Raw genomic sequence first — 23872 nt, 5'->3', positions numbered from 1 at the left:
CTTTAAAGATAGTACGACTAGTTAGTTACACTAACATAATATAATGGAGGTACTTGAATGAAAGGTACAGTAAAATGGTTTAACGAAGAAAAAGGATTTGGATTTATAACTGGAGAAGATGGAAAAGATGTGTTTGCACATTTTTCTCAAATTAACCAAAAAGGATTTAAAACACTTAAAGAGAATGAAGAGGTTGAATTCCAAGTAACAAAAGGTGTTAAGGGAATGCAAGCTGAAAATATAATAGTTAAGTAAATTTAGAGCAGAGATGCTCTTTTTTTATTTTCAATTAAAATTTATTACTGCTTATAAGATTAATGAGTGCAATTTTTTTGAAAGTGTAGTATAATAGATAAGTAATACAAAACGTTTTAAGGAGATGATAACATAATGAATATCATGTTATTTGGTGCACCGGGTGCAGGAAAAGGAACTCAAGCTAAGTTTCTAATAGAGAAATATGGAATACCTCAAATATCAACTGGAGATATTTTAAGAGCGGCTATAAAAGAGGGAACTCCTATGGGATTAGAAGCTAAAAAATTCATGGATGAAGGAAAGCTTGTTCCAGATTCAACAATCATAGGAATAATCAGAGATAGATTATCTCAAGAGGATTGTAAAAAAGGATTTATATTAGATGGATTTCCTAGAACTTTAGCACAAGCTGAAGCTTTAGAAGTTTTAATGAAAGAGATGGGAATAGCATTAGATAAAGTTATATCGTTAAATGTACCAGATGAATTAATAGTTGGAAGAGTTACTGGAAGAAAAGTATGTCCAGCTTGTGGAGCATCTTTCCATGTGGAATTTAACCCTCCAAAAGTAGAAGGAAAATGTGATTACTGTGGAACAGAACTAATTACAAGAAAAGATGATAATGCAGAAACAGTAACTAAGAGATTAGGAGAGTATCATTCTCAAACAGCTCCATTATTTGATTTCTATAAATCAAAAAATTTATTAGTAGAGATAGATGGAACTAAAGAGGTAGATGTTATAACTCAAGAAATTTTTGCTATTCTAGGATAATTTAACTTAGAAAGGAATTTTGTTAGATGACATTAATAAAAACATTAGATCAAATAAAAGAGATAAAAAAGTCTAATCAAATAATAGCTAGACTATATAACGATATTTTACCTAAATATATAAAACCAGGAGTAACAACATATGAGTTGGATAAAATAGTTGAAGACTATATAAGAAGTCAAGGAGCTATTCCTGGATGTATAGGAGTACCTGGGCCATATGGAGCTTTCCCAGCAGCTACATGTATATCTGTAAATGAAGAGGTAGTTCATGGAGTACCAAATGGTAGAGTTCTTCAAGATGGAGATATAGTAAGTATAGATACAGTAACAGTTTTAAATGGATATTACGGAGATTCAGCTATAACATTTCCAGTAGGAAATATAGATGAAGAGTCAAAAAAACTATTAGAAGTTACTGAAAAATCAAGAGCTATTGGAATTGAGATGGCAGTAGTTGGAAATAGATTAGGTGATATAGGACATGCAATTCAACAATATGTTGAAAAAAATGGATTTAGTGTAGTAAGAGATTATGCTGGACATGGAGTTGGACTTTCAATGCATGAAGAGCCTATGGTACCAAATTTTGGTAAAAAAGGTAGAGGTTTTAAAATAGAGAACGGAATGGTACTTGCAATAGAACCAATGGTTAATGTTGGGTCATATAAACTTAATATGAAAGATGATGGATGGACTGTCGTAACAAAAGATGGGAAGAGATCAGCTCACTTTGAACACTCTATTGCAATTATCGATGGGAAAGCAGTAATTTTAAGTGAATTAGACTAGTAAAAATTATCAAAAAAGTTTAAGAAAAACAATAATTTTTATAGACTTTTTGTAATTTACATGCTATAATAATTTGAAGTTCTGTTCGATAGGAGGAATTATGTCAAAAAAAGATGTTATCGAATTAGAAGGTACTATTTTAGAAGCCCTTCCAAATGCGATGTTTAAAGTTGAATTAGAGAATGGGCATACTATTTTAGGCCATATTTCTGGTAAAATGAGAATGAATTATATCAAAATTTTACCTGGAGATGTAGTAACTGTACAAATCTCTCCTTATGACTTGTCAAGGGGTAGAATCGTATACAGGAAGAAAAATTAATATCACGAAAGGAGGCAGATGAATGAAAGTAAGAGTATCAGTTAAACCTATTTGTGACAAGTGCAAAGTTATCAAGAGACATGGAAAAGTAAGAGTTATATGTGAAAACCCTAAACACAAACAAGTTCAAGGATAATTTTGTAAAGAGAGTTTGTTAAAAGTACGACAATTAAGACATGTAGTACTGTAAAGATATGTTGGCTGTAGAGCCATCTCCGAATTTAGGAAACGGAACATATCGACGAAAGTATTGAGCTAGTTTATATTACTAGCAAAATATATAAAATTTTCGATAGAGGAGGAAACAATTTTGGCTAGAATAGCAGGAGTAGATATCCCAAGAAATAAAAGAGTTGAGATAGCTTTAACTTACATTTACGGAATCGGAAAACCAACTTCACAAAAAGTTTTAACAGAAGCTGGAATTAACTTTGATACAAGAGTTAAGGACTTAACTGAAGAAGAAGTAAACAAAATCAGAGCTATTGTAGAAACTATTAAAGTAGAGGGAGACCTAAGAAAAGAAGTAAGACTTTCTATAAAAAGACTTATGGATATCAAATGTTACAGAGGATTAAGACATAAAATGAATCTACCTGTAAGAGGACAAAGTTCAAAAACTAACGCAAGAACAGTTAAAGGTCCTAAAAAACCTATTAAAAAGTAATCGAGTATTTTAGAGGAATTATAGAATTTTATAATTTAGCAAGGGAGGTAGCTTAAGTTGGCTAAAAAGAAGGTAGCTAAGATTAAAAAGAAAGTTAAAAATATTCCTAACGGAGTTGCCCATATACATTCAACTTTTAATAACACAATAGTTGCTATTACTGATGCAGAAGGTAAAGTTGTAAGTTGGAAATCAGGAGGAACATCTGGTTTCAAAGGTACTAAGAAAGGAACTCCATTTGCAGCTCAAATCGCAGCTGAACAAGCAGCAAACATAGCTATGGAAAATGGAATGAAAAAAGTAGAAGTAAGAGTGAAAGGTCCAGGATCAGGAAGAGAAGCTTGTATCAGATCATTACAAGCAGCTGGATTAGAAGTAACTAAAATAACTGACGTTACTCCTATCCCACACAATGGATGTAGACCACCAAAAAGAAGAAGAGTGTAATCTCACTTATTTATTTTGAAAATTATTGCGGCAAAATGAATACAAAGGAGGAATATTTAGAAAATGGCAAGAAATAGACAGCCTGTATTGAAGAAATGTAGAGCGCTAGGAATTGATCCAGTAGTTTTAGGAGTTAACAAATCTTCTAAAAGAGGACCTAGACCAAATGCAAACAAAAAGCCTACAGAGTATGCAGTTCAATTAAGAGAAAAACAAAAAGCAAAATTTATATATAACGTAATGGAAAAACAATTCAGAAAGATATACGAGGAAGCAGCAAGAAAACTTGGTGTAACTGGTTTAACTTTAATCGAATACTTAGAAAGAAGATTAGAGAACGTAGTTTACAGATTAGGATTTGCTAAAACTAGAAGACAAGCTAGACAAATCGTTTCTCACGGACACGTAGCTGTAAACGGAAGAAGAGTTAACATCGCTTCTTACAGAGTAAAAGTAGGAGACGTTATCTCTATAATAGAAAATTCTAAAAACTTAGATATAATCAAAACATCTGTAGAAGATGCAACTGTACCAGCATGGTTAGAGCTAGATAGAGCAGCTTTCTCTGGTAAAGTTTTACAAAACCCAACTAAAGATGATCTAGATTTCGATTTAAACGAGTCATTAATAGTTGAGTTCTACTCTAGATAATAAGCCCTTTTAATAGGAGTTGATTAAATGTTAAAGATTGAGAAACATGCAAGGGGTATCAATATAACTGAAGTAAAAGAGAATGAATTTAAAGGTCAATACATAGTTGAGCCTTTATATAGAGGTTATGGGCATACTGTTGGTAATGCTTTGAGAAGAGTTTTACTTTCGTCTATCCCAGGAGCTGCTATTAAAGGTGTGAGAATTAACGGTGTATTAAGTGAATTCTCTGTTATGGAAGGAATAAAAGAAGCTGTAACTGAAATAATCTTAAACGTAAAAGAAATAGTTGTTAAAGCTGAAACTAGCGGTGAAAGAAAAATGACTCTTTCTGTTAAGGGACCAAAAACAGTAACTGCAGCTGATATAATACCTGATGTAGGAATAGAAATAGTAAATCCTGAACAAGTTATTTGTACAATAACTACAGATAGAGAACTTGACATGGAATTTCTTGTAGATACTGGAGAGGGATTTGTTGTATCAGAAGATATCGAAAGAAAAGATTGGCCAGTAGATTATATAGCTGTTGATGCTATATATACACCAATTAAAAAGGTATCATATACTATCCAAGATACTATGGTTGGTAGAATGACTGATTTCGACAAACTAACTTTAGAAATCGAAACAGATGGAAGCATAGAAATAAGAGATGCATTATCTTATGCAGTTGAGTTATTAAAATTACACTTCGATCCATTATTAGAATTAGGTAATAAAATGGAAAACCTAAGAGCAGAAGTGGAAGATGAAGAAGAAGATTCAACTACTCACTCTAAAGATGATAATATTCTAAATACTAAAATAGAAGAGCTAGATTTAACAGTTAGATCATTTAACTGCTTAAAGAAAGCTGGAATAGAAGAAGTAAGTCAATTAGCGAAACTATCGTTAAATGAGCTTCTAAAAATTAAAAATCTAGGAAGAAAGTCTTTAGATGAGATCCTAGAAAAAATGAAAGAATTAGGATATGATCTAACTCAAAATGGATCTCCTGAGTAAGAAGATTAATAAGGAGGATAGCTAACTAAATGAATCACAATAAATCATATAGAAAGTTAGGTAGAAGAGCTGACCATAGAAAAGCTATGCTAAAAAACTTAACTATATCTTTACTAAGTGCAGAGAAAATAGAAACTACTGTAACTAGAGCAAAAGAATTAAGAAAATTTGCTGAGAGAATGATAACTTTAGGAAAGAAAAATACTCTAGCTTCTAGAAGAAATGCATTTGCTTTCTTAAGAAACGAAGAAGTAGTAGCTAAGTTATTCAACGAAATAGCACCTAAATATGCAGAAAGAAATGGTGGATATACAAGAATCATCAAAACTACTGTTAGAAAAGGTGACTCAGCTGAAATGGCTATAATCGAGCTAGTTTAATAATTAGTTAGATATGAGGAGTAGAAATACTCCTCTTTTTTTATGCCTAAGGAAATTATAATTTGATTTCTTTATTTAATACCACCTCTTGAATAAATTAATATAAAAAAGTATAATTATATTAACTAGAAACACTAACTTTACAGGGGGGACAAATATGAAAATAGTGGAAAAATTGGTAGTTTTAAGTAATGAGGAGAATTTATCTAAAGATGAGGTAATAAAGTTATTAGCTACTAAATTATTAGAAGCTGGATATTTAAATGACTATGAGGAATACCTAAACTCTGTTTATAAGAGAGAAGAGATAGCAGCTACAACTGTTGGTTATGGTATAGGGTTACCTCATGGAAAAGGAGCATGTGTAAAAGAATCGGTAGTAGCTTTTATGAGAGTAAAAAATCCAGTTTTATGGAATCTTCAAGAAAATGAAAAAGTAAAAGTAATATTTATGTTAGCAGTTTCAGAAAAAGATGGACAAGTTTTACATAATGATACTTTAGTTGAATTATCTAAGAAAATATTAAATGAAAAGTTTAGAGAAAAGATAGAAACGAGTAACAATATAGAAGAGATAGTTCAATTAATAAATAGCTAGTGATTTAGTTAAAAGATAAGATAAAGAATTATATGACAAAAGGAAGAAAGTCTTATTAAAAAATGAACTTTTCTTCCTTTTTATTTTTAAATTATAATGACTATAGAATAAAGTAAACAGATAAATAATTAAAGATACTTCCTGCTAATACAAATAGATGCCATACTCCATGCATAAATTTTATTTTTTTCATAGCGTAAAAAATTGTACCAATAGAGTAAGATATACCACCAGCTATTAGTAATTTTAATGATAATGGACTTATTAAATTTTTAAGATCATCAAAGACAAAAATTATCATCCATCCCATAAAAAGATATATTAATGTAGAAAAAATTTTAAATTTTCCAATAAAAAAAACTTTAAAAATAATTCCAATTAAAGCTATTCCCCATTGTATAAAAAATAAAATCCATTTAATTTTTCCATCAAAAAATCCTAAAAGATATGGTGTATAGGAACCTGCTATTAAAATATAAATAGCAGAGTGGTCTAGAATTTTAAATATTTTTTTTAAATTTCCAGTATATAAAATATGATATGTTCCTGACATAGAGTAAAGTAAAACTAAAGAGAAACAAAAGAACATAGAACCAATAAAATAGCCAGTATTGTTACTTTCTAAAGTTTTTACTATTAAAGCTCCTGTTCCTATTAGTGCTAGAATCACACCAAAATAATGTGTAAGAGAATTTACCCACTCTTCAGCTCTCGAAATTTCTTCCATAAATACCTCCATTAAAATAAAAATTATTATTTAATTATAGTTATTTTAAAAAATTTTAAATTTATACTATTTTAAAATATTGAAACTTTTAAGAATAATCGCACCTCTTTCTTGCATCTCTTTGATAGCTTCATTGGAAGAATTTGGAGTTAAATTTACACCTTTGCAGCCATCTTCAACTAAATATACTTTATATCCTAATTCCAAAGCATCAAGTACAGTAAATTTTATACAATAATCAGTAGCTAATCCTAAAATATATAGGGTATCTATATCACTATCTTTTAAAATTTGATCAAGATTTGTTTTTTTACGTTTTCCATTATCAAAAAATGCACTGTAGGAATCAATATCAATGTCAGTTCCTTTATAAATAGTTAATTTAATATCTTTTGAATTTAATTCTGGATGAAATTCACTTCCAAAACTATTTTGTACACAATGATTAGGCCACCAAACTTGAGGTAAACCAGCAAGTTCTCCAATATCTCCAATTTTACCATTTGAATTACTAGCAAAGCTCTTGTGTGTAATTGGATGCCAATCTTTAGTTGCAATTATTAAATCATCATTTTCTTTAAATTTTTTTATTAAAGAATTAGCAACTGGAATTACCAAATCCCCATCTTTTACTTCTAGTGCACCATTTTTGCAAAAATCATTTTGTAAATCTACTAATAGTAAAGCTCTCATAAAATCCTCCTAAAATATTTTTTCTAACTTTATTATACCATTTTTTAGAAGAAAATGTATAACTATCCATTGAAAATATTGACATTTTTTAAAAAATATGATAAAATAAACCGTTGTGAAATACACACATCAGTTATTTCTAAGCCGGGTGTTTTCAATGAAAATTGCTTAGTTTTGAGACTGATGGAAGAAAAACCAAAAGACTATTAGGAGGAAAAAATGGCAGTAATAACAATGAAACAATTATTAGAAGCTGGAGTTCACTTTGGACACCAAGCAAAAAGATGGAACCCAAAAATGGCTAAGTACATCTTCACAGAAAGAAATGGAATCCACGTAATCGATTTACACAAATCTTTAAAGAAAATCGAAGAAGCTTATGCAGTAATGAGAGAAATAGCTGAGCAAGGTGGAAAAGTTCTATTCGTAGGAACTAAAAAACAAGCTCAAGAAGCTGTAAAAGAGCAAGCTGAAAGATCAGGAATGTACTATGTAAACAACAGATGGTTAGGAGGAATGTTAACTAACTTCTCTACTATCAAAACAAGAGTTGAAAGATTAAAAGAGTTAGAGCAAATGGAAGCAGATGGAACTTTAGATACTGCTTACACTAAAAAAGAAGCAGCTAACTTCAGAAAAGAATTAGCAAAATTATCTAAAAACCTTTGCGGAATTAAAGATATGAAAGAAATTCCTGCAGCTGTATTTATCGTAGATTGTAAAAAAGAAACTCTAGCTATAAAAGAAGCTTCTGACTTAGGAATTCCTGTATTTGCAATGATCGATACAAACGTAGATCCAGATTTAATAACTTATCCAATTCCTGCAAACGATGATGCTATCAGATCTGTAAAATTAATCTCATCTGTAATGGCTAACGCAATCATTGAAGGAAACCAAGGTAAAGAAGTAGTAGAAGTTCCTGCTACTGAAGAAGAAGTTGTAGTAGAGGAAGAAGTAGTAGCTGAGTAATTTTTACTCATCTAATTTCGTTGAGCATAAATTAATAAAATAAAATTTTATTAGGAGGAAAAAATGGCAGAAATAACAGCTGGTTTAGTAAAAGAACTAAGAGAAAGAACTGGTGCTGGAATGATGGATTGTAAAAAGGCACTAATGGAAAATAATGGAGATATGGAAAAAGCAATTGACTACTTAAGAGAGAAAGGAATTGCTAAAGCAGTTAAGAAAGCTGGAAGAATAGCGGCTGAAGGATTAATTTTTGATGCTGTATCAGCAGATAACAAAAGAGCTGTATTAATCGAGTTCAACTCTGAAACTGACTTCGTTGCTAAAAACGTAGAGTTTAAAGATTTCGGAAAGAAATTAGCTGAAATTGCTATTGCAAATAATGTAAAAACTGTTGAAGCTTTAAATGAAGCTGAAATAGAACCAGGAAAAACTGTTGCTCAAGCAGTAACTGATTTAATAGCTAAAATCGGAGAAAACATGAACATCAGAAGAATCCACGAAACTGAATCTAAAGATGGTTTCGTAGCAACTTATAGCCACTTAGGAGGAAAACTAGGAGTTATAGTTGAATTAACTGGAGAGGCTACTGAAGCAAACATAGCTAAAGCTAGAGATATAGCTATGCACGTAGCAGCAATGGATCCTAAATACTTAAATGAAACTCAAGTTACAACTGCTGACTTAGAGCATGAAAAAGAAATAGCTAGAAAACAATTAGAAGCTGAAGGAAAACCAGCTCAAATAATTGAAAAAATACTAGTTGGAAAAATGAACAAATTCTATGAAGAAAACTGTTTAGTAGACCAAATCTATGTAAGAGCAGAAAATAAAGAAACTGTTGCTCAATTCGCAGCACCTTCAACAGTAGTATCTTTCGCAAGATATAAAGTTGGAGATGGAATCGAGAAAAAAGAAGAGAACTTCGCAGAAGAAGTTGCAGCTCAAATCAGAGGATAATAGATAACAGCATAATGGGGATGCAACCGCATCCCTATTTTTTTAAAAATTAAAATTAGGAGGAGCTATGGAGAAGCCATTTTATAAAAGAGTTCTATTAAAACTTAGTGGAGAAGCTCTAATGGGAGAGCAAGAATTTGGAATTTCATCAGATGTAATAGCATCATATGCTAGACAAATAAAAGAAATAGCCGACTTAGGAGTAGAAGTTTCAGTAGTTATAGGTGGAGGAAATATTTTCAGAGGACTATCTGGAGCAACTCAAGGGGTAGATAGAGTAACAGGAGATCACATGGGAATGTTAGCTACTGTAATTAACTCTCTTGCTCTTCAAAACTCTATAGAAAAGTTAGGAGTACAAACAAGAGTACTTACAGCTATAGAAATGCCTAAAATAGCTGAACCATTTATAAAGAGAAGAGCTCAAAGACACCTTGAAAAAGGTAGAGTAGTTATATTTGGAGCAGGAACAGGAAATCCATATTTTACAACTGATACAGCTGCAGCATTAAGAGCAATTGAGATGAATACAGAAGTTGTATTAAAGGCTACTAAAGTTGATGGAATATATGATAAAGATCCTGTAAAATATTCAGATGCAGTAAAATATGAAACTGTAACTTATACAGAGGTTTTAAATAAAAATTTAAAAGTAATGGATGCAACTGCAATTTCATTATGTAGAGAAAATAGACTTCCTATTATTGTTTTTGATTCTTTAACAGAGGGAAATATCAAAAAGGTAATAATGGGAGAAAAAATAGGAACAACAGTAATAGCTGATTAATATTTTAGGAGGAAATTTATGACTGGTAAAGAAGTAGTAAGCTTATGTAAAGAAAAAATGGGAAAAGCTGTAGAAGCAACAAAACACAAATTCACATCTATAAGAGCAGGAAGAGCCAATGTTTCTATGTTAGATGGAATAAAAGTAGAGCAATATGGTTCTGAAATGCCATTAAATCAAGTAGGATCTGTATCTGCTCCAGAAGCAAGATTACTAGTAATCGATCCATGGGATAAAGGATTAATAGCTAAAATAGAAAAAGCTATAATTGCAGCTAACTTAGGATTAACACCTAACAACGATGGAAAAGTTATAAGATTAATAATGCCAGAATTAACTGCTGATAGAAGAAAAGAGTATGTAAAAATGGCTAAATCTGAAGCTGAAAATGGAAAAGTTGCTGTAAGAAATATAAGAAAAGATGGAAATAATGATCTTAAAAAATTATTAAAAGATAAAGAAAATCCAGTTTCTGAAGATGAAGTTAAGAACTTAGAAACTGAAATTCAAAAATTAACAGATGCTCATATTAAAGAGATAGATGAGTTATTTGCTAAAAAAGAAAAAGAAATAACAACTGTATAATGTATTTAATAAACTGCATTCAAATTAGTCTTGGATGCAGTTTTTATCTTTTATTAAAAATCCTATTATCATTATAATAAAAAAATCTCAAAATGAATTTTTATATTTTTTTATAATGTTTTTTTACTAAAAATGATGCAATTGGTTATAAAAAGAACAAAAAATAAAGAATAAAACTGGCATATAATTTGCTAAATATACAGGTATAATAAAATATATTTAGGAGGGAATATGACAACAACAATAATTATTTTACTTTACATGGCTGTTATAGTTGCAGTAGCAGTTATAAGTACAACAAGAAAAAAAGTAAAAGAAGCAGACGATTATTTATTAGCTGGAAGAAGCTTAGGACCATTTATGTTAGCAGGAACACTTGCAGCAGCAGAAATTGGTGGGGGAAGTACTGTTGGAGTTGCAGCTAAGGCATATGGTGATTGGGGACTTTCTGCAGGTTGGTACGTAGTTTGCTCAGGTATAGGTATATTTTTAGTATCATTTATAGCTCCATATCTTAGAAAAGCTATGGCAACAACTATACCCGAAATATTAGAGAGACGTTATGGAACTAGTGCACATCTCTTTGCAACAATTTTATCAATAATAGCTGGATTTATTGCAGGAGCAGTACAAATAATAGCGACTTCTACAATTATTAGTACAATAACAGGAATGGATTTAGGAAAAACAATAGTATTAGCTGGTGTAATAATAACTATATATACAATGTTAGGTGGATTAGTATCCGTAACAGCAACAGATATTATTCATATTGTTTTTATAACAGTTGGAATGGCAATAGCAATGCCAGTAATAGTAAAAAATGCAGGTGGTTGGGAAAATGTAAAGTCATTATTACCTCCAGGACAATTAGGATTAACTAAAGTTGGATGGAAAACAATAATAGGATTAATTTTAATGTACTTTATGACATTCTCAACAGGGCAAGAAGCTGTACAAAGATATTTTGCAGCTAAAGATATGCATGTGGCTAAAAAGGGTTCATTTTTATGTGCAATAATAATGGCTGTATATGGATTTATACCGGCAATAATAGGACTTGTTGCATTGGCAAAATTTCCGGGTATTAACCCAAATAATGCAATGGCAACAGCTGCAGTAAATTTTTGTCCTCCTATTTTAGGAGGTGTTGTATTAGCAGCTGTGTGTGCTGCAACAATGTCAAGTGCTTCTGGAAATATGATTGCAGTATCAACACTATTTACTAATGATATCTATAAAAGATATTTAAAGAAAAATGCTTCTGGAAAAGATTTAGTTTTTGTTTCAAAAGCTGTAATAGTTGTAGTAGGAGCCGTTTCATTAGCAATAGCTATAACAAATACTCAAGTAATTCCTTTGTTAGTGTTTGCATTTACAATTCGTTCTGCAGGGCCGTTTGCATCATTAATTTTTGGCTTGATATATAAAAAGTCTACTGTAGCTTCAGGAAAATTATCTTTGTTATTTGGAAGTATAGCTGCTTTTGTATGGCAGTATTTAGGAGAGCCATATGGAATAATGTCTGTAGTTTTTGGTTCAATTGTGAGTACTGTAGTTTTTTTTACGGTAGCAATAATTCAATCAAGTATGGGTGTACCGCCAGCACCATCTGCAATAACAGATGAACATATTGAGAAATATAATAAGGAACAAAATTTAAATAGTTAAGTATATAAAAAAATATATTTGTATGAATTTTTTAGGCTGTAGATTATTAATTTATCTATGGCCTTTTTTACACAAAATAAGGAGAAAATAATGTTACTAAAGAAAATTCAAAATTATATAAAACAATATGTTGAAGTAATAGCAAATGTATTACAATGTGAAGTAGAAATAGTAGATGAAAATTTGATAAGAATAGCTGGAACAGGATATTTTGAAAAAAATATAGAGAAAAAATGTGAAGGATTAGTATACTCTTTTATTTTTAAAACAGAGAAAAGTCAAGTGATAGAAGATCCAAGAAAAAATAATTTATGTATAAAATGTAAAGATAAAGAAATTTGTACTGAAGAGTTAGAAATATCTGCTCCAATATTTTATAAAGGAAAAATAGTTGGAGTTATTGGGTTAGTATGTTTCAAGAAGGAAGATAAAGAAAGATTAATAAGAAATATGAATTCTTACTTAAAATTTACTGAACAAATAAGTGATCTCATTTCAAGTAAACTTTTTGAAACTGAAGAAGAAATAGATAAAAGAGAGAGAGTAGATATTTTAAAAAATATTATTAATAATTATGATAAAGGTTTAATAATATTAAATGAAAATAGAGAAATTATAGATATTAATAGTAGCGCTATAGAGAAATTAAAAATTGAAGAAAATTTAGAATATTCCATAAAAAAAGTAAACTTAATATCTAAAAGAGAGAAATTAGATAATGAACAAGTATATATTTTAGAAATAGAAGGAAATAGATTAAATGTTCAAGGAAAATTATTTAAATTAAAGTCTTTTATGAATAAAGAGTATGAGATATTTTTATTTGATAAAATAAGAAAAAATAGATTAAAAGAGATGAAAGAAAAAGATATCGAAGATGTAAGAACAGATATATTTAATATAATTGGTAATAGCAAAAAAATAGAAGAAGTTAGAAAAATGATTAAGAAAATTGCTAACAGTCCATCAACTATTTTAATTACTGGAGAAAGCGGAACAGGAAAGGAATTAGTTGCAAAAGCTATACACAGTTGCAGTGATCGGGTAAATGATCCTTTTGTAGCTATTAACTGTGGTGCTATTCCAGAGACATTATTAGAAAGTGAATTATTTGGTTATGTAAGAGGAGCCTTTAGTGGAGCAAGTGGCGAAGGAAGAATAGGAAAATTTGAACTAGCTAATAATGGTATTATATTTTTAGATGAAATTGGAGAGATGCCACTTAGTTTACAGGTAAAACTTTTAAGAGTATTACAGGAGAGAAAGATAGAAAGATTAGGCTCAAATAAAAGTATAGATTTAAATATTAGGGTTATAGCTGCAACAAATGCTGATTTACTTTCTTTAATAGAACAAGGAAAATTTAGAAAAGATCTATATTATAGATTAAATGTTTTAGAAATTGAATTACCACCATTAAGAGAAAGAAAAGAGGATATTGAGATATTATTAGAAAGTTTGATAAAAAAATATAGTCTCTCTTTTAATAAAAGTTTATTGAAAGTTGATTCAAATTTATTAAAAATTTTAAAAAATTACAATTGGCCTGGGAATATTAGAGAACTTGAAAATATTATAGAATATTTAGTAAATATGCAAGATGAATTTGGCAATTTAGATAATGAAGTAGTAGTGAAGATAGAAGAAAAGCTTAATAAAAAACAAAAAACAATAGAAAGAGCCTCATTTAAAGTAAATAATACTTTGACTTTAGAAGCGGTAGAAAAAGAGATGATAAAAGAAAGTTTAAAAAAATATGGAACATCGAGGGAAGGAAAAGAGATGTGTGCTAAAGAACTAGGAATTGGAATAGCAACACTTTATAGAAAAATTGAAAAGTTTAAATTATAGAAAGGGGCTGTTGCAAATTTAAATAGCCCAAACTTTTGAATTTAGCTGAAGAGATTTTTTATCTCTTTAGCTTTTTTTTACATAAAAAAAAGGTATAAAGTACTCGAAATTTTTTCAAATTTCTAATACAATATACCTATGTCAAACCTAACTAATAATAACATGTATTTTAATTTAATTCAACCTAAAATTTTTAATCTTTTACAATATCAAATTTCTGATGATGACCCTGTAAGAAAACTTAGCGCCATTTTGGAGGAAATGGATTTTTCTATACTTTTGCAAGTATTTTCTTACAAAACTAAGGTGCATCCTATTAGAATGTTTGCTATCATTCTTTATGCTTATTCCAGAGGAATATATTCTACTAGAGATATTGAACTCGCGTGTCAGGAAAATATCAAATTTAGATTTCTTTTACAAGATTCGGCTCTTCTTGATCATTCTACTATTTCTAGATTTTTAAACAAAATTGAGCATTTACTTCCTAATTTGTTTGAACAATTTTTAAAAATAATTTTTGAAATGGAGAATATTTCTACTGATACCATATATATTGATGGAACTAAAATTGAGGCATATTCAAACAGATATTCTTTTGTTTGGAGAGGTTCTGTTGAAAAATATAGTTCAAGATTAGATAAAAAAATAGAACTTCTAATCGAAAATTTTAATAATGATTTTAATAAAAATTATGAAAGTTTCTTAGAAATTTGTTCCTATTTATCTAATATTAATATTAAATTTGTAAAAGGAAGAGGACATAGAAAGTTTAAAGAACAGAAATATTTTGAGAAATGTATGGATTATTTAGAAAAATATAAACGATATTCAAATCATTTTATTAATTTTCGCGGAAGAAATAGTTACTCTAAAACTGATATTGATGCTACATTTATGCGGATGAAAGATGATTACATGAGAAATGGGCAATTAAAACCTGGATATAATTTACAGATAGGAGTCATAAGTGAGTATATTTGTGCTTATGATGTTTTTCCAAATCCATCAGATTCAAAAACTTTAATTCCATTTCTTGATAAAATATCAGCTTTAAATTTAAATATAAAAAATGTAGTTGCTGATGCGGGATATGAAAGTATCAATAATTATGAATATTTAGAGAAAAATGGATATAATTCATATATAAAACCAATATATTTTGAAAAATCAAAAACAAGGAAATTTAAAAATGATTTAAACAGAGTTGAAAATTTAATTTACAATTCTAAAGAAAATAAACTTTTTAGAAAAGATGGTTTTGAATTAAATTATCTTTATTCGAATAAAAAAGGGACAATATATTATTTTTTTAATTCTAAAACAGAGAAAAAAGTAAAATACAATGCGAGATTCAGAATACTATCAGATAAATCAAAAGAAAATATTTCAAGCGAATATGGAAAACGTTTGAGATTAAATAGAAGTATTCAAGTTGAAGGAGCTTTCGCAGTTTTAAAAGAAGATATGAAATTGAGAAAGTTAAAAGTGCGAGGTAAAAGAAGTGTTTTAAGAGAGATAGGAATATTTTGTATGGGCTACAATTTTAATAGATACATAAGCCGAAGGATAAGAAACTGCAAAGGAACAACACTTCATCCATTGAAAGCAGTTTAATTTAATTAAAAATTTAAACTGTTTTTTGTGCTACAGAAAAATAAATAAAATTATAAAATTTTTAGAAATCATAAAAATGGTTTCTATTTTTTTGGTAAAAAAAAGAGCTGAGCAAATTAATGATTAAAAATCATCAATTTGCAACAGCCCCTTTTTATTTTTGCCATAAAAACAAATCAGTAGAAAAATTTGTGTAAATATGGTACAATTTACAAAGCATAGAGAGGTGAAAAGATGGAAAAACAAATACCAAATCATATAGCTATAATTATGGATGGAAACGGAAGATGGGCAAAAAAAAGGGGACTTCCTAGAACCTTTGGTCATAAAGAGGGAGCAGGAGCATTGAGAAAAATAATAACTCATGCAGCTGAGATAGGAGTTAAATATCTTACTGTTTATGCCTTTTCAACAGAAAATTGGAAAAGGAGCCAAGATGAAGTAAATGCTTTAATGTTTCTATTCAAAAATTATATAAAGAATGAAGAGAAAAATATTATGGAAAATAATATTAGATTTATGGTTTCTGGAAGGAAAGAGAATGTGAGTAAATCACTGTTAGAAGCTATAGATAATCTTCAAGAAAAAAGTAAAAATAATAGTGGGCTTACTTTTAATATAGCTTTTAATTATGGGGGAAGAGCTGAGATATTAGATGCTGTGAATAGAATTTTAAGGTCAGGAAGAACAGAGATTACTGAGGAAGAATTTTCAAAGTATTTGTATAATAATATCCCAGATCCAGAACTTTTAATAAGGACAAGCGGGGAGTTAAGAATTTCAAACTTCTTATTGTGGCAAATAGCTTACTCTGAGATTTATGTTACAGATACTCTTTGGCCTGATTTTGATGAAGAAGAATTGGATAAAGCTATTGAGAGTTATAATAAAAGAGAGAGAAGATTTGGAGGAGTAAAATAATGTTAAGTAGAATAATTGTAGCTCTAATAGGAATTCCTATTCTAATAGGTGTTTTGTATTATGGAGGATTGCCACTTCTGTTATTTACAAATATAATTGTAGGAATTGGGGCTTATGAGTTTTATCAGATGGCAGAGATGGGTGGAAAGAAACCACATAAATTATTAGGGATAATATTAGCTTTAATAATTCCTAATGTACTATTTTTTAAAGAGCTAGATATGATATCTTTTGGAGTAGAGGGAGTAATAGCAATAGCTATAATTATAGCTATAAGTTTAAGAGTACTTCAAAATAGAGTTGAAAGTTCAAGTGTGGATTTAGGAGAGACTTTATTGGGAGCTCTATATCCAAGTATCTTATTTTCACATATTTTATTAATAAGCTTATTACCTAATGGTGGAAAATGGCTTTTAACTGCTCAGATAATGGTATGGGTATGTGATAGTCTTGCTTATTTTGTTGGAATGGGAATTGGAAGAAAGTTTTTTAATAGGGGATTTAATAGTATCAGTCCAAAAAAATCTATTGAAGGCTCAATAGGTGGAACGATATTTACAATTCTATCTTTATTTTTACTAGATAGATATTTTGATTTAGCTCAAGGTGGAATGAGTATTTTAAATGTAATAATACTAGGAGTTTTTATAAGTGCAGTAGCACAAATAGGAGACTTAGGAGAATCTATGTTCAAAAGAGAGTTTAAGATAAAAGACTCTGGAAAAATTTTAGGTGGGCATGGAGGTATATTAGATAGATTTGATAGTATGCTTTTTGTAGCTCCAGTAATGTATTATCTTTTAAAATTTATAATTTTATAATCTTAGGGTGAGGTAACTCGCCCAATTTTTTTCTAGGAGGAAATATGAAAAAAATAATAGTATTAGGTTCTACTGGAAGTATTGGAACAAATGCTTTAGAGGTAGTTAGAAAATCAGAGGGAAAATTTCAAGTAGTAGGTTTAAGTGGATATACAAACCATAATCTTTTAATTGAGCAGATAAAAGAGTTTAATCCTAAATATGTTTCAGTAGGAACACTAGAGGGATACGAGATAATAAAAAAAGAGTTTCCTAATATAGAGGTATATTGTAAAGATGAAGGACTTAAAGAGTTAGCATTAAAAGATGATTATGATATACTTTTAACTGCAGTAAGTGGAGCTATAGGAATAGAAGCGACTGTAGAGGGAATAAAGAAGGGGAAAAGAATAGCACTTGCTAATAAAGAAACAATGGTAGCAGCAGGACCTTATATAAATAGTCTTCTTAAAGAGTATCCAAAAGCGGAGATAATTCCTGTAGATAGTGAACATTCAGCGATATTTCAATCTCTTTTAGGAGGAAGAAAAGAGGAAGTAAGAAAAATAATAATAACAGCTAGTGGTGGAACGTTTAGAGGTAGAAAGAGAGAAGAACTAAAAGAGGTAACTGTAGAGCAAGCTTTAAAACATCCAAATTGGTCGATGGGAAGAAAGATAACAATTGATTCATCGACGCTTGTAAATAAAGGACTAGAAGTAATAGAAGCACATGAACTTTTTGGAGTATCATATAATGATATTGAGGTATTAGTTCATCCACAAAGTATAATTCACTCTATGGTGGAATTTAAGGATAGGTCTGTAATAGCTCAATTAGGAGCCCCAGATATGAAATTACCAATTCAATATGCATTTACTTATCCAGAAAGAGAGGCAAGCTCAGCACTAGAGCCACTAGATTTTACTAAAGCCTCAACATTAACATTTGAAAAGCCAGATCATAATACTTTTAGAGGAATAGAGTTAGCTTTTAGAGCGGGAAGAACTGGAAAGACTATGCCAGCAGTATTCAATGCAGCAAATGAAGTAGCTGTTGAATTATTTTTAAAAGGAAAGATAAAGTTTTTAACAATTTATGAAATTATAGAAAAAGCAATGGAAAGACACATTCCATTAGAGATTGATGGTGTTGAAATAATTAAAAGAGTAGACTCAGAAACAAGAGAGTGGGTATACTCAAATTATGAGGTGTAAGATGGGAAAATTAATAGTAATAGAGGGGACAGATTCTAGTGGAAAAGAAACACAGACAAGAAAGTTATATGAAAGATTGGAGAAAGAGATAACTAATGTAAGAAAATTATCTTTTCCCAATTATAAAAGTCCAGCATGTGAACCAGTAAAAATGTACTTAGCAGGAGCTTTTGGAGATAATGCTTTGGATATTAATCCATATCCAGTTTCAACAATGTTTGCTATAGATAGATACGCATCTTATAAAATGGAGTGGGAGAAGTTTTATCAAGATGGAGGAATAATTGTAACAGATAGATATACTACATCAAATATGGTTCATCAAGCTTCTAAGATAGAGAGTATTGATAAGAAAAATGAGTACTTAGATTGGTTAGAAGAGTTAGAATACTCAAAAATGGGAATTCCTAGACCAGATTTAATAATCTTTTTAAATATGCCAACAGAGACAGCTGCAGAGCTAATGGCTCAGAGAAAGAATAAGATAACAGGTGAAGACATAAAAGATATACATGAAAAAGATATCTCCTATTTAAAAAAATCCTATGAAAATGCTTGTAATATAGCTAAAAAGTATAATTGGTTAGAGATAAAATGTGTTGAAAATGGAAGATTGAAAACAATAGATGAGATAGGAGAAGAGATTTTTTCAGTAGTTGAGAAGATATTATAATGGAGGGAAGATGAATATACTAATAGCAATCTTAGTTTTAGGAGTTATAATTTTTATCCATGAATTTGGACATTTTATTACAGCTAAGTTTTTTAAAATGCCTGTAAGTGAGTTTTCAATAGGGATGGGACCACAAGTGTACTCATATGATACTATGAAAACAACATACTCATTTAGAGCAATACCGATAGGTGGATATGTAAATATAGAGGGAATGGAAGTAGATAGTAAAGTTGAAGATGGATTCAATTCTAAACCAGCCTATGCAAGATTTATAGTTTTAATAGCTGGAGTTTTTATGAATTTTCTACTAGCATTTATAATAATGTTTTTTTCCATATACTCAAATGGAAAATATGTACCAAGTAATGAAGCTGTTATAGGAAATGTATTTAAAGAGGCAAAATCAGTAAAATATATTCAACCTAAAGATAGAATACTAGAGATTGAAGGTCATGAGATAAAAAACTGGAGTGATATAGGAGATAATTTAAGAAAAATAACTGGACAGGAATCTATTTCTATAAAGTTAGAGAGAGATGGAAAAATAGAGGAAGTTTCAGTACCATTAACTTTTGATCCCAATAGTAAAAGAGGGATGTTGGGAATACTTCCAGAATATAGTATAGAAAAATATAGTGTTTTAGAAGCATCTAAACTTAGTTTACAAAGTGGAGTAAAAATTGTAAAGGATACTTTAACTGGATTAAAAATGGTAGTAACAGGAAAGGTAAAGAGTGAGGAGTTAAGTGGACCAATAGGTATCATCAGAGTTGTTGGAGAAGCTTCAAAAGAGGGAGCGGGAATTGTATTTTGGTTAATGGCTCTGTTATCTGTAAACGTAGGAGTGTTAAACTTATTACCTCTTCCAGCATTAGATGGTGGAAGAATTATCTTTGTTTTATTGGAAATGATAGGAGTAAAAGTTAATAAAAAACTAGAAGAAAAGGTACATATGGTAGGTATGTTAATTCTGTTTGGACTTATAATTTTCATTACTACAAATGATATTTTCAATCTTACGAAATAATTCTTATTATAAAATGCCCTAAAATTGGGCAAATGTACAAAATAAAAAAAATAGTCTTGAAAAAATACAAAATATCTATTATAATACATGTATAAGATAAAGTCAAAAAATACGATTATTAAGAATAAATATTGTGGAGGTAATATATGAAAAATGCTATTTTAGCAATTTCAGAGAGAAAAGAAACTTTGAAACAAATAAGAAAAGAATTGTCAGAACAATATGAAATAATTACATTTAATAACTTATTAGATGCTCTTGATATGTTAAGAGAGAGTGATTTTGATATTATTCTTTTAGATGAATACTTAACATGGTTTAATTTTGCAGAAGCTAAAAGAAAATTAAGTGGATTAGGAAAAGATTTCGTAATAGTTGGTCTATTAGAAGATGAAACAGAAGCAGCTATACAAGAGTTAAAAAATGCTGATATTTATAACTATTTAATGAAACCAGTAGAATTAAAAGAGATGAACAGAATAATTTTACCTGCATTAAAGAATTTAGAGATATTAAAAGAGAAAAGAAAATTAGAAGAAAAATTAGCTAGTCTTGAAGAAGAGAGTGAGATAGTAGGACAATCTTCAAGAATAAAAGATGTAAAAAATCTTGTTGACAAAGTAGCAGAAAGTGATTTAGCTGTATTAATTACTGGAGAGAATGGATTAGGAAAAGAGATTGTAGCAAGAGAAATTTATAAAAAAAGTGATAGAAGAAAGAATAACTATATAGTTGTAAGCTGTGCTTCATTACCAGAAGAAACAATGGATAGAGAGTTATTTGGATATGAAAGAGGAGCTTTTACAGGGGCTAATTCAAGTAAAAAAGGACTTTTGGAAGAAGCAGATGGTGGAACTATATTCCTAGATGATATTTCAGCTATGGACATAAAATGTCAAGCTAAACTTTTAAAAGTTATAGAATATGGTGAATTAAAAAGAGTTGGTGGAAATAAAACAAGAAGAGTAGATGTAAGATTTATTGCTTCAAGTAATAAAGATTTAAAAGATGAAACAGAAAAAGGAAGATTTAGAAAGGATCTATACCATAGATTAACAGCTTTTCCTATAGAAGTTCCACCTTTAAGAGAGAGAAAAGAAGATATCCCATTATTAGCTAACTATTTCTTAAATAAGATAGTAAGAGAGTTACATAGAGATACTCCAGTAATTTCAGGAGAGGCTATGAAATATTTAATGGAGTATTCATATCCAGGAAATATTAGAGAGTTAAAGAATATGATAGAAAGAATGGTAATTTTATCAACAGATAAAGTGATTGATGTGGAGGATTTACCATTAGAGATAAAAATGAAGTCTGATACTGTTGAAAATAAAACAGTAGTTGGAGTAGGGCCATTAAAGGATATATTAGAGCAAGAAATTTATAGCTTAGCAGATGTTGAGAAGGTAGTAATTGCGATAGCTCTTCAAAAGACTAGATGGAATAAGCAAGAGACTTCAAAATTATTAGGAATAGGAAGAACTACTCTTTATGAAAAAATCAGAAAATATGGTTTAGATTTTAAATAGAAAGAAGCAACATTTTTAAAGAACTAAGAAAGGGGACAGCTTTGGCTGAAGAAAATGGCAATAAGAAAATTTCGTAAACATATAAAACCTTTTATTTGGGTAATTACTATTTTATTTGTAACTTCGTCGGCAATATTAGCTTATATGAATATGAGAAGTTCATATAATAGAGCTAATGTATATGCATTAAAATTAGATGGAGAGAAGATATCAAAGCTTGATGTAGAAAAAACAAAGGCTAGTTTAATTCAAGGATATTCTAGATATTTAGGTGATAAATTAGATAAAGATTTAATTGAGTTGATAGCTTTTGATGATGTAATCAATAAAAATCTAACTTTAAAAATAGCCGAAAAGTTAAATATAAAAGTTCCAAGTAGTGAAGTAAATGCACAGTATGATGCAATAGAAAATTCAGTTGGAAATAGAGAGCAATTTAAGAGAATGTTAGCAGTACAAGGGTACACTAAAACAACTTTTAAAAATGAGATAAAAAATAATATGTTGATAGAGAAAACATTCCAAAAAATTCAAGAGGGAATAACTCCAACAGATGAAGAGATATTAGCTAATTTCAATGAAAATAAAAATAGCTTATATGCTGGCAAAACATTAGATGAAGTAAAACCTGAGATTATAAAATCTATAAAAGAACAAAAAGGTATGGAGAGATATTTAAAACTTTTAGAGGAATTAAAACTTGATGCTAAGGTTGAAAATGTTGCTCCAGAGTATCAAAACTTAGTGGAAAAAGTTGAGATAGATAAAGATGGATTTAAAATAACTAATGTGGATTTAGCTAAAAGAACTTTAGGTATATTATTTATGGGTAATATAGATAAAGATGAGGCAAAGGTTCAAGCTAATACTTACTATGAGAATCAAGTTAAATTAGCAGAAGAAGCTAAGAAAAGAGGAGTTGTAGTTGATGGAACTCTTCCTGTGGATTATCAATTTGCACAGTATCAAAAGGGATTATTCGAGAATATTAAATCACAAATTAAACCAACTGAAGCTGATTTAAAAGAGTATTTTGAAAAAAATAGTTTAAAATATGATATTTTCCCAAGTGCTCAAGCTGATATAGCAATAGTTCAGATAGAGCCATCTTCTGAAGATAAAGCAAAGGCAAAAGCTGAAGCTGAAAATATTTTGAAAACTTTAACAAGTGAGAATTTTAAAGAAAAGGCAAAGGAATTGTCACAAGGTCCTAGTGCTAGCAATGGTGGAGAGCTAGGTTGGTTTTCAAAAGGGGATATGGTGGAACCTTTCCAAAAAGCTGTTTTTGAAGGGGAAGTAGGAAAAGTGTATCCTGCACCTGTTGAAACAGTATTTGGATATCATTTAATACTAATAGAGGATAGAAATGATACTGAAGGAAAAGCAAAGGCTAGTCATATCTTAATTACTCCTAAAGTATCAAAAGAGACTATCAGTTCAAAAGAGAAAGAGATAGCAGAATTAAAAAATAAACTTTCATCAAAAGAGATTACATTTGAAAATTTAAGAAAAGAGAGACCAGATGTTATTCAAAGTAATAGCTTTAGAATAAATGATGCTGGATATATTTCAGGACTTGGATATAATGAAAAATTAGCAAAATATATTTTAAATGCTCCTGAAAATACAGTTGAAACAGTTATTATAGATGATAAAATATATATATTTGATAAAACTGAAGATATTAAATATCAAAAAGCTAAATTTGAAAATGTAAAGGATAGAGTTTTAGAAGATTATCTAAATAGTAAAGCTCAAGAAGAGATGAAACAATATATTTAACCTAACGGGCAAGAAGTCGCCCACCTCTATAGGTGGTGCGATGAATTGCCCTATTGTTTTTTAGAAGACAAAGTGATATAATACAATCAGTAGATATATAAAAATAGGAGTAAAAACAATGGAATTAGATAGTAATTGTCATTCAGTATTTTTGCTGTATTATC

Annotated in this window: 27 protein-coding genes; 25 read left to right on the top strand and 2 right to left on the bottom strand. The window is 29.5% G+C overall.

The window, feature by feature from the left end; translation table 11 throughout:
- The first annotated feature begins 57 nt into the window (after positions 1-57).
- The 11 genes from IAA47_00835 to IAA47_00785 all read left to right on the top strand — a co-directional run bounded on the left by IAA47_00835 (position 58) and on the right by IAA47_00785 (position 5893).
- Complete coding sequence (locus tag IAA47_00835; GenBank protein ID MBU3841542.1) at positions 58-255, top strand: cold-shock protein; 198 nt, start codon at positions 58-60, stop codon at positions 253-255.
- 135 nt (positions 256-390) lie between these two features.
- Positions 391-1032 (top strand): adenylate kinase, encoded by a 642-nt coding sequence (locus tag IAA47_00830; GenBank protein ID MBU3841541.1) that lies wholly within the window; start codon positions 391-393, stop codon positions 1030-1032.
- A gap of 26 nt (positions 1033-1058) precedes the next feature.
- Entirely contained in the window at positions 1059-1823 is a 765-nt protein-coding gene (gene map, locus IAA47_00825; protein ID MBU3841540.1) for a type I methionyl aminopeptidase, read from the top strand.
- Between the two features lie 100 nt (positions 1824-1923).
- Positions 1924-2145 (top strand): translation initiation factor IF-1, encoded by a 222-nt coding sequence (gene infA, locus IAA47_00820; GenBank protein MBU3841539.1) that lies wholly within the window; start codon positions 1924-1926, stop codon positions 2143-2145.
- A 22-nt stretch (positions 2146-2167) separates the two neighbouring features.
- Positions 2168-2281: a 50S ribosomal protein L36 gene (gene rpmJ / locus IAA47_00815; GenBank protein ID MBU3841538.1), complete on the top strand. Its 114-nt coding sequence runs from the start codon at positions 2168-2170 to the stop codon at positions 2279-2281.
- Between the two features lie 174 nt (positions 2282-2455).
- Entirely contained in the window at positions 2456-2812 is a 357-nt protein-coding gene (gene rpsM, locus IAA47_00810) for a 30S ribosomal protein S13 (GenBank protein MBU3841537.1), read from the top strand.
- Positions 2813-2869: 57 nt separating this feature from the next.
- Positions 2870-3259 (top strand): 30S ribosomal protein S11, encoded by a 390-nt coding sequence (gene rpsK, locus IAA47_00805; protein ID MBU3841536.1) that lies wholly within the window; start codon positions 2870-2872, stop codon positions 3257-3259.
- A gap of 63 nt (positions 3260-3322) precedes the next feature.
- Positions 3323-3910 (top strand): 30S ribosomal protein S4, encoded by a 588-nt coding sequence (gene rpsD / locus IAA47_00800; protein ID MBU3841535.1) that lies wholly within the window; start codon positions 3323-3325, stop codon positions 3908-3910.
- 27 nt (positions 3911-3937) lie between these two features.
- A complete protein-coding gene (locus tag IAA47_00795; protein MBU3841534.1) occupies positions 3938-4915 on the top strand; it encodes a DNA-directed RNA polymerase subunit alpha in 978 nt (325 codons plus the stop codon).
- A 29-nt stretch (positions 4916-4944) separates the two neighbouring features.
- Positions 4945-5295 (top strand): 50S ribosomal protein L17, encoded by a 351-nt coding sequence (gene rplQ / locus IAA47_00790; protein MBU3841533.1) that lies wholly within the window; start codon positions 4945-4947, stop codon positions 5293-5295.
- Between the two features lie 157 nt (positions 5296-5452).
- Complete coding sequence (locus tag IAA47_00785; GenBank protein ID MBU3841532.1) at positions 5453-5893, top strand: fructose PTS transporter subunit IIA; 441 nt, start codon at positions 5453-5455, stop codon at positions 5891-5893.
- A gap of 100 nt (positions 5894-5993) precedes the next feature.
- On the opposite strand, the gene IAA47_00780 is transcribed toward IAA47_00785, so the two are convergent.
- Entirely contained in the window at positions 5994-6620 is a 627-nt protein-coding gene (locus IAA47_00780) for a hemolysin III family protein (protein MBU3841531.1), read from the bottom strand.
- Between the two features lie 66 nt (positions 6621-6686).
- Entirely contained in the window at positions 6687-7313 is a 627-nt protein-coding gene (pncA, locus tag IAA47_00775) for a bifunctional nicotinamidase/pyrazinamidase (protein ID MBU3841530.1), read from the bottom strand.
- Between the two features lie 219 nt (positions 7314-7532).
- Between pncA and rpsB the strand changes: the two genes are divergently transcribed.
- From rpsB to IAA47_00705, 14 genes are all read left to right on the top strand, one after another.
- Complete coding sequence (rpsB, locus tag IAA47_00770; GenBank protein MBU3841529.1) at positions 7533-8285, top strand: 30S ribosomal protein S2; 753 nt, start codon at positions 7533-7535, stop codon at positions 8283-8285.
- Positions 8286-8348: 63 nt separating this feature from the next.
- Positions 8349-9242, top strand: coding sequence for a translation elongation factor Ts (gene tsf, locus IAA47_00765; protein ID MBU3841528.1), 894 nt, complete (start codon positions 8349-8351; stop codon positions 9240-9242).
- Positions 9243-9309: 67 nt separating this feature from the next.
- Positions 9310-10029, top strand: coding sequence for a UMP kinase (gene pyrH, locus IAA47_00760; protein ID MBU3841527.1), 720 nt, complete (start codon positions 9310-9312; stop codon positions 10027-10029).
- An 18-nt stretch (positions 10030-10047) separates the two neighbouring features.
- Positions 10048-10614, top strand: coding sequence for a ribosome recycling factor (frr, locus tag IAA47_00755; GenBank protein ID MBU3841526.1), 567 nt, complete (start codon positions 10048-10050; stop codon positions 10612-10614).
- A gap of 231 nt (positions 10615-10845) precedes the next feature.
- Positions 10846-12285: a sodium:solute symporter family protein gene (locus IAA47_00750; protein MBU3841525.1), complete on the top strand. Its 1440-nt coding sequence runs from the start codon at positions 10846-10848 to the stop codon at positions 12283-12285.
- 87 nt (positions 12286-12372) lie between these two features.
- A complete protein-coding gene (locus IAA47_00745) occupies positions 12373-14136 on the top strand; it encodes a sigma 54-interacting transcriptional regulator (GenBank protein ID MBU3841524.1) in 1764 nt (587 codons plus the stop codon).
- 138 nt (positions 14137-14274) lie between these two features.
- A complete protein-coding gene (locus tag IAA47_00740; protein MBU3841523.1) occupies positions 14275-15753 on the top strand; it encodes an IS1182 family transposase in 1479 nt (492 codons plus the stop codon).
- 234 nt (positions 15754-15987) lie between these two features.
- Positions 15988-16674, top strand: a complete 687-nt coding sequence (locus IAA47_00735) for an isoprenyl transferase (GenBank protein MBU3841522.1) — start codon at positions 15988-15990, stop codon at positions 16672-16674.
- Positions 16674-17495: a phosphatidate cytidylyltransferase gene (locus tag IAA47_00730; protein ID MBU3841521.1), complete on the top strand. Its 822-nt coding sequence runs from the start codon at positions 16674-16676 to the stop codon at positions 17493-17495. Before IAA47_00735 ends, IAA47_00730 begins: the two co-directional genes overlap by 1 nt.
- A gap of 44 nt (positions 17496-17539) precedes the next feature.
- On the top strand, positions 17540-18691 hold the full coding sequence (gene dxr / locus IAA47_00725) for a 1-deoxy-D-xylulose-5-phosphate reductoisomerase (GenBank protein ID MBU3841520.1): 1152 nt from the start codon (positions 17540-17542) through the stop codon (positions 18689-18691).
- Position 18692: 1 nt separating this feature from the next.
- Positions 18693-19364 (top strand): thymidylate kinase, encoded by a 672-nt coding sequence (locus IAA47_00720; protein MBU3841519.1) that lies wholly within the window; start codon positions 18693-18695, stop codon positions 19362-19364.
- A 10-nt stretch (positions 19365-19374) separates the two neighbouring features.
- Positions 19375-20394 (top strand): RIP metalloprotease RseP, encoded by a 1020-nt coding sequence (rseP, locus tag IAA47_00715; GenBank protein ID MBU3841518.1) that lies wholly within the window; start codon positions 19375-19377, stop codon positions 20392-20394.
- Positions 20395-20540: 146 nt separating this feature from the next.
- Positions 20541-21926 carry a sigma-54 dependent transcriptional regulator gene (locus IAA47_00710; protein ID MBU3841517.1) on the top strand — a complete coding sequence of 462 codons (1386 nt, stop codon included), beginning with the start codon at positions 20541-20543 and terminating at the stop codon, positions 21924-21926.
- Positions 21927-21980: 54 nt separating this feature from the next.
- Complete coding sequence (locus IAA47_00705) at positions 21981-23708, top strand: peptidylprolyl isomerase (GenBank protein MBU3841516.1); 1728 nt, start codon at positions 21981-21983, stop codon at positions 23706-23708.
- Positions 23709-23872: the final 164 nt, after the last annotated feature.

Origin of the sequence: Candidatus Fusobacterium pullicola (assembly GCA_018883725.1) — a bacterium.
GTDB lineage: Bacteria > Fusobacteriota > Fusobacteriia > Fusobacteriales > Fusobacteriaceae > Fusobacterium_A > Fusobacterium_A pullicola.
The sequence above is the reverse complement of the archived record's forward strand: the minus strand, read 5'-3'. Positions and strand labels throughout refer to the sequence as shown.